The organism is Streptomyces justiciae (assembly GCF_015163075.1).
Taxonomy (GTDB): Bacteria; Actinomycetota; Actinomycetes; order Streptomycetales; family Streptomycetaceae; genus Streptomyces; species Streptomyces justiciae.
Genome location: NZ_JADDXU010000008.1, coordinates 52,521 through 67,729, shown reverse-complemented (window position 1 = coordinate 67,729; position 15,209 = coordinate 52,521). Strand labels below are relative to the sequence as shown.

At 71.7% G+C, this 15,209-nt stretch carries 13 protein-coding genes; 7 read left to right on the top strand and 6 right to left on the bottom strand.

The window, feature by feature from the left end; genetic code table 11:
- Position 1: 1 nt before the first annotated feature.
- Together IQ210_RS22605 and IQ210_RS22600 are read right to left on the bottom strand one after the other, a co-directional pair.
- Positions 2-919, bottom strand: coding sequence for an LLM class F420-dependent oxidoreductase (locus IQ210_RS22605; RefSeq protein WP_194080902.1), 918 nt, complete (start codon positions 917-919; stop codon positions 2-4).
- Positions 916-2,157 carry an amidohydrolase family protein gene (locus tag IQ210_RS22600; RefSeq protein WP_194080901.1) on the bottom strand — a complete coding sequence of 414 codons (1,242 nt, stop codon included), beginning with the start codon at positions 2,155-2,157 and terminating at the stop codon, positions 916-918. Before IQ210_RS22600 ends, IQ210_RS22605 begins: the two co-directional genes overlap by 4 nt.
- A gap of 207 nt (positions 2,158-2,364) precedes the next feature.
- Between IQ210_RS22600 and IQ210_RS22595 the strand changes: the two genes are divergently transcribed.
- From IQ210_RS22595 to IQ210_RS22580, 4 genes are all read left to right on the top strand, one after another.
- Positions 2,365-5,325 carry an AfsR/SARP family transcriptional regulator gene (locus IQ210_RS22595; RefSeq protein WP_194080900.1) on the top strand — a complete coding sequence of 987 codons (2,961 nt, stop codon included), beginning with the start codon at positions 2,365-2,367 and terminating at the stop codon, positions 5,323-5,325.
- Between the two features lie 204 nt (positions 5,326-5,529).
- Positions 5,530-5,742, top strand: a complete 213-nt coding sequence (locus IQ210_RS22590) for a hypothetical protein (protein ID WP_194080899.1) — start codon at positions 5,530-5,532, stop codon at positions 5,740-5,742.
- Positions 5,743-5,921: 179 nt separating this feature from the next.
- A complete protein-coding gene (locus IQ210_RS22585; RefSeq protein ID WP_194080898.1) occupies positions 5,922-6,068 on the top strand; it encodes a hypothetical protein in 147 nt (48 codons plus the stop codon).
- 193 nt (positions 6,069-6,261) lie between these two features.
- Positions 6,262-7,200 (top strand): hypothetical protein, encoded by a 939-nt coding sequence (locus IQ210_RS22580; protein WP_194080897.1) that lies wholly within the window; start codon positions 6,262-6,264, stop codon positions 7,198-7,200.
- A 74-nt stretch (positions 7,201-7,274) separates the two neighbouring features.
- Here IQ210_RS22580 and IQ210_RS22575 read toward each other — a convergent pair whose 3' ends face one another.
- Positions 7,275-8,846, bottom strand: a complete 1,572-nt coding sequence (locus tag IQ210_RS22575) for a FadD3 family acyl-CoA ligase (protein ID WP_194080896.1) — start codon at positions 8,844-8,846, stop codon at positions 7,275-7,277.
- 95 nt (positions 8,847-8,941) lie between these two features.
- Between IQ210_RS22575 and IQ210_RS22570 the strand changes: the two genes are divergently transcribed.
- Genes IQ210_RS22570 through IQ210_RS22560 form a run of 3 tightly spaced genes read left to right on the top strand, consistent with a single transcriptional unit; the run spans position 8,942 to position 11,287 of the window.
- A complete protein-coding gene (locus tag IQ210_RS22570; protein WP_194080895.1) occupies positions 8,942-10,096 on the top strand; it encodes a lipid-transfer protein in 1,155 nt (384 codons plus the stop codon).
- Between the two features lie 4 nt (positions 10,097-10,100).
- Positions 10,101-10,520 (top strand): Zn-ribbon domain-containing OB-fold protein, encoded by a 420-nt coding sequence (locus IQ210_RS22565; RefSeq protein ID WP_194080894.1) that lies wholly within the window; start codon positions 10,101-10,103, stop codon positions 10,518-10,520.
- Positions 10,517-11,287 carry an enoyl-CoA hydratase/isomerase family protein gene (locus IQ210_RS22560; RefSeq protein WP_194080893.1) on the top strand — a complete coding sequence of 257 codons (771 nt, stop codon included), beginning with the start codon at positions 10,517-10,519 and terminating at the stop codon, positions 11,285-11,287. The genes IQ210_RS22565 and IQ210_RS22560 overlap by 4 nt, the downstream gene beginning before the upstream one ends.
- Here the strand turns inward: IQ210_RS22560 and IQ210_RS22555 are convergent.
- The 3 genes from IQ210_RS22555 to IQ210_RS22545 all read right to left on the bottom strand — a co-directional run bounded on the left by IQ210_RS22555 (position 11,274) and on the right by IQ210_RS22545 (position 15,205).
- Complete coding sequence (locus IQ210_RS22555) at positions 11,274-11,768, bottom strand: hypothetical protein (protein ID WP_194080892.1); 495 nt, start codon at positions 11,766-11,768, stop codon at positions 11,274-11,276. The two genes, IQ210_RS22560 and IQ210_RS22555, sit on opposite strands and share 14 nt — an antisense overlap.
- A 199-nt stretch (positions 11,769-11,967) precedes the next feature.
- Positions 11,968-14,307, bottom strand: a complete 2,340-nt coding sequence (locus IQ210_RS22550; RefSeq protein WP_194080891.1) for an outer membrane protein assembly factor BamB family protein — start codon at positions 14,305-14,307, stop codon at positions 11,968-11,970.
- 169 nt (positions 14,308-14,476) lie between these two features.
- Entirely contained in the window at positions 14,477-15,205 is a 729-nt protein-coding gene (locus tag IQ210_RS22545) for a VOC family protein (protein WP_194080890.1), read from the bottom strand.
- Positions 15,206-15,209: the final 4 nt, after the last annotated feature.

Below are 15,209 nucleotides of genomic sequence, written 5' to 3'. Positions count from 1 at the left end.
CTCAGAGGTGGGGCGCCACTTCGGTCCCGAAGGCCGCCATCTGGTCGGTGAGTTCGGTACGGCTGCGGCTGCGGAACCGCACCTGGATCTGGTGCACGCCCATCGCCCGATAGGCCCGCAGGGACTCGGCGAGCGCCTCCGGAGAGCCGGTGAGGGCACGGCGCCCGACGTCCCACGCGGGCCGCCCGATGTAGAGGGGCTCGACGATGGCTCCGATGGTCAGCGGCGCCTCGATGCCCGCCTCCTCGCGTATCCGCGTCAGCTCGGCGATCTGCGCGGGCAGCCGGTCCCGCGGATCGCCCTGCGGCAGCCAGCCGTCCCCTTTGAGCGCGGCCCGCCGAACGGCGGCGGGCGAGGACCCGCCAACCCAGAGGGGAACGCGCGGCTGGGCGGGCCGTGGCCGCTGCCCCAGCCCCTGGAAGTCATAGAACTTCCCGTGATGCTCGGGAAACTCATCGGCCCCCAGCGCGACCCGCAACGCGTCGAGGCACTCATCCAGCAAGGCACCCCGCTGCCGGAAGTCCAACCCCAACACCTCGAACTCCTCCGCCACATGCCCGGCCCCGACCCCGAGGATCAGCCGCCCCCCGCTGAGGTGATCGAGGGTGGCGTACTGCTTCGCACTGAGCAGCGGATGCCGCAGCCCCACGACGGCGACATGACTCAGCAGCCGAATCCGCTCGGTCACGGCGGCGAGGTGGGCGAGCGTGGCGACGGGGTCGTACCAGACGGTACTCATCGCGGAGGCGAGCCGCCGCGGCACGGCGACGTGATCACAACTCGCGACGTACGCGAACCCGGCACTCTCGGCGGCGCGGGCCACGGCAACGAGATCCTCCGGCCCGGCGGCGGCCTCCCAGGGCTCGGCGTAGATGGTGCTCTGGGACTGGACGGGGAGTTGGATGCCGTACTCGATCACCGGGGACCGTCCCACAGTCCGTCGGGCGTGAGCCCGAGCAGGTCGATGGCGTTGCCTCGCACGATCCGTTCGATCGCGTCCGGCTCCAGGTGGCCCATCTGGGACTCGCCGACCTCCCTCGACTTCGGCCAAGTGGAGTCTGAGTGCGGGTAGTCGGTCTCGTAGAGGACGTTGGCGAGGCCGATGGCGTCGAGGTTCCTGAGGCCGAAGGCGTCGTCGAAGAAGCAGCCGTAGACGTGTTCGGCGAAGAGTTCGGACGGGGGGCGGTGGACCTTGTCGGCGACCCCGCCCCAGCCGCGGTTCTCCTCCCACACCACGTCGGCGCGTTCGAGGATGTAGGGAATCCAGCCGATCTGGCCCTCCGCGTACATCACCTTCAGGTTCGGGAAGCGCTCGAACTTGCCGCTCATCAGCCAGTCCACCATCGAGAAGCAGCAGTTGGCGAAGGTGATGGTGGAGCCGACGGCGGGCGGGGCGTCGGCGGAGGTGGAGGGCATGCGGCTGGAGGAGCCGATGTGCATGGCGATGACGGTGCCGGTCTCGTCGCACGCGGCGAGGAAGGGGTCCCAGGCGTCGGTGTGGACGGAGGGCAGGCCGAGGTGCGGGGGTATCTCGGAGAAGGCGACGGCGCGGACCCCCTTCGCCGCCATGCGGCGGACCTCGGCGGCGGCCAACTCGGCGTCCCAGAGCGGGATGAGGGTGAGCGGGATGAGCCGCCCCCGGGCCGCGGGGCCGCACCACTCCTCCACCATCCAGTCGTTGTACGCCTGGATGCACAGCAGCCCCAGCTCGTGGTCCGCGGCCTCGGTGAAGGTCTGGCCGCAGAAGCGCGGGAAGGTGGGGAAGCAGAGGGCGGACTGGACGTGGTTGACGTCCATGTCGGCGAGGCGGGACGGAACGTCGTACGACCCCTGCCGCATCTGCTCGTACGTGATGATCTCGAGCTTGATCTCGTCCCTGCTGTAGCCGACGGCGGTGTCGAGGCGGGTGAGCGGGCGGTGCAGGTCCTCGTACACCCACCAGTCGCCGATCGGGCCGTCGGTCTGCCCGGGGGTGCCCATGACGGGCTTGAACCGCCCGCCCAGGAAGGTCATTTCCTTCAGCGGGGCGCGGACTATGCGGGGACCGACGTCCAGGTACTTCTTCGGAAGCCGGTTCTGCCAGACGTCGGCGGGCTCAACGGTGTGGTCGTCGACGGAGATGATCAACGGGAAGGTGTTTCCGGTGGTGGTCTCCATGGGGGCCACGGTAGCGCCGATCTGATGACCCGTCAGCTACGGCGACCATGCCCGGTCATGATGGTTTGTGCGCGGAATTGTGCGGAGGGGGCGTGAGGGCCTTGTGATTTACCGCGCGCCTACCTGTGATCAGCCTCTCCACAGCTGACGCATCTGCCATGAACAAGGCAAACTGGCGGGGTTGCTCACTGTGTTTAGGGGGACGCGATGGACGGTGTACCGCGGGTGCCTGAGCAGCGGCGTCCCGGCTCCTCGACGGAGCCCGTACCGCCGCTGCGCTTCAGCGTGCTCGGACCGGTGCGCGCCTGGCGCGGCGAGGAGCCCCTGGCGATGGGCTCGCCCCAGCAACGGGCCCTGCTCGCGGCCCTGCTCCTGCGGGAGGGCCGTACGGCCACCGCGGCCGAGCTGATCGACGCCCTGTGGGGGGAGGAGCCCCCGTCGCAGGCCCTCGCCGCGGTCCGGACGTACGCCTCCCGGCTGCGCAAGGTCCTGGACCCCGGCGTGCTGGTCAGCGACGCGGGCGGCTACGCGATCCGTTCGCTCGGCGAGGGCGCGCTGGACGTGACGGTGGCGCAGGAGTGGGCGACGGAGGCGGAGAAGGCGCGCGGCGCCGGGGACCTGTGCCACGCGCGTGAAGTGCTCGCCCGCGCCCTGGCGTTGTGGGACGGCGAGGTGCTGGCGGGCGTGCCGGGCCCGTACGCGTCCTCGCAACGGGTACGTCTGGAGGAATGGCGCCTCCAACTCCTCGAATCCCGCCTCGACATGGACCTGGAGCAGGGCTGCCACGCGGAGGCGGTCTCGGAACTCACGGCACTGACCGCGGCGCACCCACTGCGTGAACGCCTGCGCGAGCTGCTGATGCTGGCGCTGTACCGCAGCGGCCGGCAGGCGGAGGCCCTCGCCGTGTACGCGGACACGCGACGCCTGCTCGCGGACGAACTGGGCGTCGACCCGCGACCCGGGCTGAAGGAACTCCAACAGCGCATCCTCCAGGCGGACCCCGGCCTCGCGGAACCGTCGTCCCCGCGGGCGGAGCCCGCCGCGACCCCGGTCCGCCCGGCCCAACTCCCGGCAACGGTCCCGGACTTCACGGGCCGCGCGTCCTTCGTGGCCGAGCTGGGCGAGGTCCTGGCGTCCTCCGAGGGTCGTGTGATGGCGGTGTCGGCGCTGGCGGGCATCGGCGGCGTGGGCAAGACGACCCTCGCCGTCCATGTCGCCCACCAGGCCCGCTCGGCGTTCCCCGACGGCCAGTTGTACGTCGACCTCCAGGGCGCCGGGCAGCGGGCGGCGGAACCTGAGACGGTCCTGGGCGCGTTCCTGCGGGCGCTCGGCACCGCGGACTCGGCGATCCCGGACTCGCTGGAGGAGCGGGCGGCGTTGTACCGCTCGGTGCTGGACGGCAGACGGGTGCTGGTCCTGCTGGACAACGCGCGGGACGCGGCACAGGTCCGCCCGCTGCTGCCCGGCACGGAGGGCTGCGCGGCGCTGGTGACGTCCCGGGTCCGGATGGTGGACCTCGCCGGCGCGCACCTGGTGGACCTGGACGTGATGTCCCCCGACGAGGCGCTCCAGCTCTTCACGAGGATCGTCGGCGAGGAACGCGTGGCCTCCGAACGCGAGGCGGCACTGGACGTGGTGGCGGCCTGCGGCTTTCTCCCCCTGGCGATCCGCATCGCGGCGTCCCGCCTGGCGGCCCGCCGCACGTGGACGGTCTCGGTCCTGGCGGCGAAACTCGCGGACGAGCGACGGAGACTGGACGAACTCCAGGCGGGCGACCTGGCGGTGAAGGCGACGTTCGAGCTGGGCTACGGCGCTCTGGAACCCACCCAGGCCCGCGCGTTCCGCCTGCTCGGCCTGGCCGACGGCCCGGACATCTCCCTGGCGGCGGCAGCGGCGATGCTGGACCTGGCGGTGGAGGACACCGAGGACCTGCTGGAATCCTTGGTCGACACGTCCCTCCTGGAGTCGGCGGCCCCGGGCCGCTACCGCTTCCACGACCTGGTACGCCTCTACGCGCGTGCGTGCGCGGAACGGGACGAATGGCCGCCGGAGGAACGGGGGGCGGCGCTTTCCCGGTTGCTGGACTTCTATCTGGCGACGGCGGCCAGCGTCTATGCGATCGAGCGGCCGGGCGAACGCGTGCTGGACCACTTCGCGGAGACGGAGCATCCCGGCCTTGCGTTCCCGAACCGCGATCGTGCCCTGGAATGGCTCTTCAACGAGTCGAACTGCCTGTTGGCCTGCGCCCAGCAGTCGGCGGCCACGGGGATGCAGAGAAAGGCGGCCGACCTGCTGATGGCCGCGGTCGATCTCGGCGAGTCGGGTGCGAACCCGTTGCAGTACACCCAGGCCGCCACCGCCGTGAGCGCCGCCGCCCGAGCCGCCGGTGACCCCTGGGCGGAAGGCAGGGCTCGCACCATGCTCAGCCACGTGCACAGCGTGTGCGGGCGCTTCTCCGAGTCGGAGGAGGAGGGAAGGCGGGCGATGGACCTCGGGTTGGCCGCCAACGATCCCGTCGCCTGCGGGCAGGCCCCCAACCAACGGGGGATCATCGCCCTCTACGAGGGGCGCCATGCCGACGCGGAAGCCCACTTCGAACGCGCGCTTGAGGCTTTCCGGACAGACGGCAACCAGCCCGGCACCGCCTCCGCCCAGTGCAACCTCTCGCGCGTCCACCTGGCCACCGGACGCACGGAGAGCGCCGTGGCACTGGCACGGGCCGGAGTCGAGATCTACGAACAGGACCGTACGGGCCAGGCACTACGGCTCGCGAACGGGAAGTACGCCTTGGGCCTGGCTCTCACCAGCGCCGGGCGAACGACCGAGGCGCGCTCGGCCCTCTCCTCCGCACTGGAGGTGTTCCGCGACAGCAGGCAACTCCTCTGGCACGGCATGACGTTGTTCCGGCTGGCGGAGCTCCATCTCGCCGAACGTTCGCCCGCACTCGCTGCCTCCCACGCCGAACAGGCACTCGTCGTGCTGCGCGGCATCGGCGGCGAGTGGCGACGCGCCAACGTACTCACGACACTCGGCCGCGCCCTGCTGCTGATCGGGCACACCGACCGGGCCCAAGTGTGCTGGCGGGAAGCGCTGAACGTGTTCGACGAACTCGGCTCTCCCGAGGCCGACGGGGTCCGTGCCCTCCTGAACCCCGCCGCGGTCGCCTGACCTGCGGGGGCGGGGCGTTCATCGTTCGTTTATCGCGACCCGGCAGTCTCATCAGTGCCGGGGCGCCGCGTCGGGGGGCAGACGGCTCGGCACTGTGGCCACACCGTTAAGGTGAACGGCCTTGCGAACCCGTCCGGCGGCCCTCGGGGGAGTCGCCGGACGGGTCGCTTCCAGTCCTTCACGTACATCAGGGAGTTGACCGTCATGGCCGACACGAACGAGCTCAAGCCCAACGACGCCCACGCCACCGGCACGGAGGACGTCACCACGCTCGACGCCCACGCCACCGGCGAGACCCTGGTGACCACCCAGGATGCCCACGCCACCGGCGAGGAGCTCAAGCCGGAGGACGCTCACGCCACCGGCACGGAAGAGGTCACCACGCTCGACGCCCACGCGACGACCGAGCGCATCTGACCACCACCCCACGGGGATCGGCCGCGGCGGCGCGGAGGGGGAGCCGTCGCGGCCGAGCTGTATTCGAAACGATCAAGACAATCCGCGGCCGGATCCGTTCGCACCACTCGAACAGTCACCCGCCCGTCACTAGGGTCACTCTTCGTACGCAAGCCGTCGCTGACACCAAGGAGTTCGGGATGACCCGCGCCAAGAAGGTCCTCGTCACCGTTGCCATTGCCGTCGCCGCGGTGGGCGGTGCCGCAGCCTCGGCCTCTGCCAACGTCCACGCCACGAGCACGCCCGTGACCACGGACAACGTCCACGCCACGAGCGTCTCGGAGTAACGCGGCCCGGGCCACCACGTAATGGGGTCGAGTTCCTACTCGGCCCCATTACGCATGCCCCTGAGTCGCCGGCTGAACAGCCCGGAACCTGAGCACCCCCGGCCACACTCCGCGCCGTACCGCCCTCGATCTGCGGCTCGGCCGTTATCCACAGGGCCGAACGCACGGGCGTCAGCTCGGTGAAAGTGTCCGCATGCAGTCTGCGGAGTGGGGCGAACTGGCGACTCTGGCCGAGGACGGCGTGCTGCTCACCTCGCGGGCGTTGGCGGCCGGATGGTCCCGGGTTCCGCTCAGCCGGAGGCTGAGCGTGGAGGGCTGGACGCGGGTCCGGAACGGCGCCTGGGTCGAGCCGGGGCGCGAGGTGGACGTGCGCTTGCGGCTCAAGGCCTTCCAGCTCCTCGAACCGCGGCTCGTCGTGAGCCACCGTTCGGCGGCGCGGATCTGGCGCATCGAGGTCCTGGACACCGGCGTCGGACGCCAAGTACCGAAGCCAGAGGCGGAGTTCACCGACCCCGAGCGAACCTCTCAGCAGCGCGGCCCCAGGGTGCGCGTCCACCGTATCCCCGTAGCCGAAGCCGACGTCGTACAGCAGGCGGGTCTCCGCGTCACGGACGTACCCCGCACCCTGGCGGACCTCCTTCGCGCCGGCCCGCGGGACGACGCCCTCGTGGCCGTCGAGTCCGCACTCGGCTACCGAAGCGTCGACGGAGTCCGGCGCCCGCCACTCACCACCTGGGCTGCGCTCTCCATCTCACTCGAGCCACCCCTTCGCGGAGCGACCCGCGCGCGCCAGTGGCTGCGCCTCGCCGATCGCGGCGCCGGATCCCCCGCCGAGACGGTGGCCCGCCTACGCATGCTCGACGCCGGCCTGCGCCCCGAAACTCAGGCCGAGATCCACATCCCGGGAGGCCGCCGCCGCTTCCTCGACTTCTTCTTCCGAAGGGCGGGCCTGGCGGTGGAGATCGAGGGCTATGCCTACCACGGCACCCGCGAGGCCCACCGCCGAGACATCACCCGCTTCAGCGACCTCCTGCGCTCCCCCCAGATCCGCACCGTCCTCCGCTTCACAGCCGAGGACGTCTTCCACCACCCCACCCACATGCTCACCCAGATCCGGGCGGCCCTGGGCTGAGTCGGAGATTGGTGACTTTGTTTCACATGCCGCGCGCAAACCCGCAGGTCGGCAGAGCCTCGCGCGAAACAAACTCACCATTCACCCATCGCCCGCAGCTCCCCCTTCACCACCTTCCCGCTCGCATTCCGAGGCAGCTCCCCCACGAACTCCACCGCCCTCGGCACCTTGTAGTTCGCCATCTCCCGGCGCGCCCACGCGATCAGGTCGTCCGCCGTCAGGACGGCGCCCTCGCGCCGCACCACGTACGCCTTGCCGACCTCGCCCAGGCGGGCGTCGGGTACGCCGATCACCGCCACGTCCGTCACGTCCGGGTGCAGGGACAGGAGTTGCTCTATCTCCGCCGGGTACGCGTTGAAGCCGCCGGCGATGAACATGTCCTTCAGGCGGTCGGTGATGCGGAGGTTGCCGGCCTCATCGAGCACCCCGACGTCGCCCGTGCGCAGCCAGCCGTCCGGGGAGAGGACCTCCGACGTCGACGCCTCGTCCTCGAAGTAGCCCCGCATGACGTTGAAGCCGCGGACCAGGACCTCGCCGGGTTCGCCGAGCGGGGCCTCGACGCGGACCTCCGTGTCCGGGATCGCCCGGCCCGACGTCGAGGCGATGACCGACGGCGCGTCGCCGCGGCGGCACATCGTGACGATGCCGCTCGCCTCCGAGAGGCCGTACGCGGTCAGGACCGTCGCCACGCCGAGTTCGTCCCGCAGGCGTTCGACCAGGGTCAGGGGGACGACGGCCGCGCCGGTCACCACCAGGCGCAGCGCCGAGAGGTCGTACGACGTCCGGGCCGGGTGGTCCAGGAGGGACTGGAGGAGTGTCGGCGGGCCGGGGAGGACCGACACCGCCTCCGATGCGATGTTCGCCAGGACCGTGTCCACGTTGAACACCGGCTGCGGGATCATCGTCGCGCCCCGCATGAGGCAGGCGATCACGCCCGCCTTGTAGCCGAAGGTGTGGAAGAAGGGGTTCACGATGAGGTAGCGGTCGCCCTGGCGGAGACCGGCGAGGTCGCTCCAGATCTCGTACGCCCGCAGCGTCTGCGCATGCGTGATCACCGCGCCCTTCGGACGGCCCGTCGTACCGGAGGTGAAGACGATGTCCGACGGCCACACCCCCTCGACCGCCGCCGCCCGGTCCCGTACCTCCGCCGTCCCCACCCCTTCCCCGCTCGCCAGGAAGTCCTTCAGCGTCCGGTAGTCCGCCGGGGCGTCGTCCGCGAGCACCACCACCTGTTCCAGCGCCGGCAGACCCTCGCCCTCCCCCACCGCGCGCCGCAGCGACGCCACGTACGACGTCCCCAGGAACGTCCCCGTCACGAACAGCAGCCGCGCCCCGCTGCGGCGCAGTACATCCGCCGCCTCGGCGCCCTTGAAGCGGGTGTTGAGGGGGACGAGGACCGCGCCCGCCGACACCGCGCCCAGCGCGGCCACGATCCAGTCGAGGGTGTTCGGGGCCCAGATCGCCACCCGGTCACCGGGCTCGATGCCATGAGCGAGACAGGCCGCCGCCGACCGCTCCACCCGCGCGCCCAACTCGGCGTACGTCACTCGCGTACGGCCCTCCACCACCGCCTCGACGTCCGGGTACCGCTCGACCGCGGACCGGACCAGTCCCGGAACGCTGCCCCACTCCAGATCACCGCGCACAGCACGCCTCCCAACCCCGGAGCTGACTACCCGTCAGATTAGCTGTACCCTGACGGCCTGTCAGCAGCCCTTCAGCAGCGTGGAGGTGTGTGCGCATGGCCGGGATCAAGGACGCCACCGCGATCGTCGGGATAGGACAGACCGCCTTCGCCAAGCAACTCCCCGAGGACGAGCGGACGCTCGCCTGCCGTGCCGTGGTCGCCGCCCTCGACGACGCCGGCATCGACCCCGGCGAGGTCGACGCCCTCGCCTCCTTCACCATGGAGGAGACGGACGAGGTGGAGCTGGCGAAGGCCGTCGGGTTCGGCGACCTCACCTTCTTCAGCCGGGTGGGGTACGGGGGTGGCGGGTCGTGTGCGACTGTGGCCCACCTTGCCGCCGCCATCGCCTCCGGACAGGCGTCCGTCGGGGTCGCCTGGCGGTCGCGGAAGCGGGGCAGCGGGCCCCGGCCGTGGCGCAACACCGTCGCCCAACTCCCCACGCCCGCCCAGTGGACCCGGCCCTACGGCCTGCTCCGGCCCGTCGACGAGATCGCCATGCTCACGCGCCGGTACATGCACGAGTACGGCGCGACCCGGGACCATCTGTTCAACGTCGCGCTCGCCTGCCGGAACCGCGCCAACCAGAACCCGGCCGCCGTCATGTACGACCGCCCCCTCACCCGCGAGATGTACATGACCTCCCGCTGGATCAGCGAGCCCCTCTGCCTCTTCGACAACTGCCTGGAGACGGACGGGGCGTTGGCGTGTGTCGTGGTCAGCAGGGAGCGGGCGCGGGACTGCCGCAAGCCGCCCGTGTACGTCCACTCCGCCGCCCAGGGGCTGCCCGCCCAGCACCACGGCATGGTCAACTACTGGAACGACGACCCGCTGACAGGTCCGTCGTGGGCCGCCGCCCGACACCTGTGGAAACACGCCGACTTCACCCCCGAAGACGTCGACGTCGCCCAGATCTACGACGCCTTCACCGCCCTCATCCCGCTCTCCCTGGAGGGGTACGGGTTCTGCGGGCGCGGCGAGGGCGGCGCCTTCACCGAGCAGGGGGCGCTGGAGAGTGGCGGGCGGCTGCCGATCAACACCGGCGGCGGCGGGCTCAGCGAGGCCTACGTCCACGGGTTCAATCTGATCAACGAGGGCGTGAAGCAGCTCAGAGGGACCAGTACCGCTCAGGTGCCCGGTGCCGCCACCTGCCTGGTCACCGCCGGTGAGGGTGTCCCGACGTCCGCACTGCTGCTCACCAACAGGAGCTGACCCCATGCTGACCCCCGTCATCGACCCCGAAGGCGCCCCCTTCTGGCGGTATGCCGCCCAGGGCGAACTCCGCGTCCAGGCCTGCGCCGACTGCGGCGAACTCCGCTTCCCGCCCCGGCCCTGCTGTCCCCACTGCCGGTCCTTCGGCACCGAGTGGCGGCCCGTCTCGGGGCACGGCCGTGTCTGGTCGTACGTCGTCCCCCACCCGCCGCTCCTGCCGGACTACGCCGAGCGGGCGCCGTACAACGTGATCGTCGTGGAGCTGGAAGAGGCGCCGCACATCCGGCTGGTCGGGAACCTCGCCAGCGAGGCCGGGGCGCCGATCGACTCCTTGCCGGTCGAGCGCGTCCGCATCGGCGCCCGGGTGCGGTTCGTGCACGACCCGGTGAGCGGGCTGCCGCAGTGGGTGCTGGAGCGGCCATGAGTCTTCGGGTCAGCGCCGACAAGGACACCGGCGTCGCCGTCGTCACCCTTGACCGGCCGCAGCGCCTCAACGCCATCGACCTCGAGTTGAGGGACCAACTCGTCGATACTTGGCGCGCGTTGAGGTTCGACGACTCCGTCAACGCCGTCGTCCTCACCGGCAGCGGCGAGCGCGCCTTCTGCACCGGCATCGACCGGGACGCCGACGTGCCGCAGCCCAACTCCCCCTACATGGCGGACGATCCGCTCCTCCACCTCGGCCCCAAGTCCAACGATCTGTGGAAGCCCGTCATCGCCGCCGTGCAGGGCATGGCCTGCGGCGGCGCCTTCTATCTGCTCGGGGAGTGTGAGTTCGTCGTCGCCGATCCGGGCGCCACCTTCTTCGACCCGCACACCACCTACGGCATGGTCAGCGCCTACGAGTCGGTGCTCATGGCGCAGCGGATGCCGTACGGCGAGGTCGCCCGGATGATGCTGATGGGGACGGCGGAGCGGATGTCCGCGCGGCGGGCGTACGAGATCGGGCTGGTCTCCGAACTCGCCGAGCCGGGCGAGGTGTTGGCCCGGGCGACCGAAGCCGCCGCCGTCATCGCCGCGCAGCCGGCCGCCGGGGTGCAGGGCACCGTGCGGGCCCTGTGGGCGGCGCGGGAGGCCGCGCTCGCCGCCGGGTTCGCGCAGGCGCCGCATCTGATCTCGCTGGGCAACCTGCCGGGCGACCGGCAGGCGGAGCTGTTCTCCGCCCGCCGGCCGGAGTTCAGGACGCGCTGACGGCCTGCGCCTCGGACAGCTCGCAGGTGCCGTCCGCGGCGGTCGCGCCGGCCGCGGTGACGAGGACGGAGTCGGAGGCGCCCGGGGCGACGCCGAAGATGCCGCTGTGCTCGGTAGCGACCGTGGTGCCGGAGGCGTCCTTGAAGACGACCTCGATCATGTAGTCGTTCGTCGCGGTGGTGCTGCTGTTGGTGGCGCGGACGTCGGCGACCAGGCCCTGGTCCTCGACCCGGCACTCCTTGATCGTGACGTCCTGGGTCGACTGGCCCAGCGTGGTCTCGGAGACGCCGCCGCCCGAGCCCGAGACGGAGTCGTCATCGTCGTCGTGGTGGCTGCTGCTGCCGCCCGTCGAACTGTGCGACGAGCTGTCCGAGTTGGAGCTGTGTCCCGAGCATCCGGCCCCGGACGAGTGCCGGGCACCGGTCAGGGCGACCACCACTCCGACGAAGACGGCCAGCGCGCGGACATGGCGAAGCTTCACCACTGTTCCCCCGTAAAGAACAAGAAATGATCGTGAACACGTCACGCTAGCAGCCGCCGCATGGCGGCCCTCCCGCCCCGGGCGTAGCGTCGGGTGTGAGAGCCGTGAAGAAAGCATGATCCGCACGCTCTCGCCGAGTCGACGGCCGCCGTCCGGAACCCCTTCCAAGCGCTCGGTGCGACGGCCGTCCCGGGGTGACCTACGCGGTTCTGGCCGTTCCCGTGCCCTTCTCCGCGTCCAGCGCGTACACACAGCGGTCCTTGCTGCACGCGTACACGACGCCGTCCTTGACCACCGGGGCGCCGGTGATCTCGCCGCCGGTCGCCAGCTTCCAGCGCAGCCGGCCGTCGTCGGCCTTCAGGGTGTAGAGCAGGTGGTCGGTGGAGCCGAAGTGGATACGGCCCTCGGCGACCGCGGGGGCGCCCACGATGTCGCCGCCCGCCTGGAAGCGCCACTTGGGCGTGCCGGTCACCGCGTCCAGCGTGTACAGCCCCTTGCCGCTGCCCACGTGGACGTGGCCCGCGGCCACCAGCACCGGCTCGATGGAGGACCGCGCCTCGGTGGCGATGCGCCAGCGGTCGCGGCCGTCGGCGGCGTCGAGGGCGTACACGGTGCCGAGGTAGTCGGCCAGGTAGACCCCGCCGCCGGTGACCGCGGGGCCCGGCACGAAGGTGGGCGGGCACAGGAACACCGCCGGCGCCTCGAAGTGCCACTTCACCCGGCCGCTCGCCACGTCCAGCGCGAGCACGCGGGTGCCGGCGGAGACGTACACATAGCCGTCCGGCGCCTGCGTGACCCGGACCGGCACCCCGCCGCAGGAGGCCGCGTCGCCGATCGGGTACGACCAGCGCTCGTCGCCGGTGCGGGCGTCCAGGGCGCGCAGCCGGGCGTCCTGCCAGACGTACACCGTGCCCTCGTGGAGGGCAGGGCCCGCCTCGGGGGACTCGAAGTCGGTCTGGGCGCCGGTGATCTCCCAGAGTTTCTGCCCGTTGGAGGCCTCCCAGGCCTGCACGCCGCCGCCGCGGGTGCCGGTGACGACCGTGCCCCGGTCGGCCTTGAGCGAGTACACCCAGGCGTCCGTCTGGAGTCGCCACAGGTCGCCGCCCTCGCGGGCCTCCAGGGCGAACAGGGTGGGGCCGTCGGAGGCGTGGATACGGCCGTCCGCGACCGCCATCGACCAGGCGACGTCCCGCGTCTTGAAGCTGCGCCGGCCGGTCGCCACGTCCAGCGCGTGCACCTCGAAGGAGGTGACGTAGACGAGGTCACCGGCGACGGACGGGGTGCCCCACACGTCGTTCGACATACGGAAACGCCAGGGGCGCCAGCCGGAGGCCGTCTCGGGGGCGAGCGGGGGCGGGGCCGGTACGGCGGGGTCGGCGCCGTTGACTCCGGGGCGCGGCTTGGACCAGCTGGCGACCAGGCCCGCCTCGGGCGGCGGTGCCTTCACGGCGGCGGCGCGGGCGTCGGCGACGCGCGGGCCGGGGCCGATGGGCACCGGGGCGCCCGCGAGGCGTACGGGGCCGGTGTCGGGGGCGCCGACGGGGACGCGGGCCGGGACGACCGGATCGTGCGAGGGCGGCGGGGGCACGGGGGCCGGCCGGCCGCCGCCGCTGCGTCCGCCCTGGCCAGGCTTCACGGCCGGGCGGCCGTTGCGGCGGGCCTCGATCAGGCTGACCGCCCGCTCGGGCAGCCAGGCCGACGCCGTACCGCTGTCGTCGGAGCCGGAGCCGAAGAGATGGGGGGCCAACTGGGCCTGGAGGTCGGCCGGGTTGGGGCGGCCCGCGGCCTCCATCTGCATGCAGGACTCGATGAGCGGGCGCAGCTCGTCCGGGAGGCCTTCGAGGTCCGGGCCCTCGCGCAGCAGCATGAAGACCGTCTCGACCGGGTTGGCGCCGTGGAAGGGCGGGTGACCGGTGGCGGCGAAGACCAGCATGGAGCCGAGCGAGAAGACGTCGCTCGCGCCGGTGACGGAGCGCGAGTCCTTGGCCTGCTCGGGCGACATGTAGGCGGGGGTGCCGACGGCGACGTTCGTCATCGTCAGACGTGTGTTCGACACGCCGGAGGCGATACCGAAGTCGATCACCCGGGGGCCGTCCTCGACGACGAGGACGTTGGAGGGCTTGAGGTCACGGTGGACCAGCCCGGCGCCGTGGATCGACTGGAGCGCCTCCGCGACGCCCGCCGCGAGCCAGCGCACCGCCTGGGCCGGCATCGGCCCGCACTCGTTCACTATCTCCTCGAGGGAGGGCGCGGGGACGTACGCGGTGGCCAGCCACGGCACGGCGGCGCGCGGGTCGGCGTCGACCACGGCCGCCGTGTAGAAGCCGGAGACGGCCCGGGCCGCCTCGACCTCGCGCGTGAAGCGGACGCGGAACAGCTGGTCCTCGGCGAGCTCCGTCCGGACCGTCTTGATCGCCACGCGCCGGCCGGACGCCGAGCGCGCGAGATAGACCAGCCCCATGCCGCCGGCGCCCAGCCGTCCCAGCACCTCGAACGGCCCGATCCGCCGCGGATCGTGCTGCGTCAGCTGATCCACCACTTGCCTGCCACCTCCCCGTACGGGCCACGTCACATCCTTATGTACGCGACCCCGTGCAGCGTCTCACCACCGCACCGCCATGGCGGCACGCACCCCGATTCTTCCTGGCCGAGGCGCAGGTTGCGAACCCGGCCGCAAACCGGGATGTCTCACACCAAAACACCCGGAATCAGGGCTGTGGCCGCTCCAGTACGGCGAACGACGCCCCCTGATTGTCGGTGACGACGGCGACCTTTCCGTAGGACGTCTCGAAGGGTGGCGCCTGCACCCGCCCCCCGAGCCGCTGCACCGCCCCGAGCGCGGCCTCGCAGTCCTCGACCCCGAAGTGGACGAGGAAGTGCGGCGGCATCTCGGCCGGGAAGACGTCGGAGACGGGGGCGCGGCCGAAGTCGGGGGCGGCGTCGGGCCCGAACAGGGCGTCGTGGAAGAGCCCGCCATAGAAGGTGTTGGCGGCCTCGGTGTCGCGGGCGTACAGCTCGGCCCAGGCGAAGGTGCCGGCCTCGTGCCGGACGCCGAAACCGCTGTGGCTCTCCGGCTCCCACAGGCCGAAGACGGCACCGTCCGGGTCGGTGACCAGGGCGCTGGTGCCGAGGTCACCGACCGGCATGGGGGCGGTGACGACCTGTCCGCCGGCCGCCCAGATCCGGTCGGCCAGGCCCTCGATGTCGGGGGTGGCGAAGTAGACCGTCCACACGGTGGGCATCCGCCCGTCCGTCTTGCGGGTGAGCGCGGCGACCGGCTCGCCGTCGTGCAGGGCCCATACGGCCCCGCCGTACCGCTGCTCCTCGAAGCTCCACCCGAAGAGCTCACCGTAGAACCGCCTGCCCGCCTCGACGTCGGGAAGCTGCGCGTCCACCCAGCAGGGGACGCCCTCGCCGTATGCCCTGTTTTCGGCCATACCG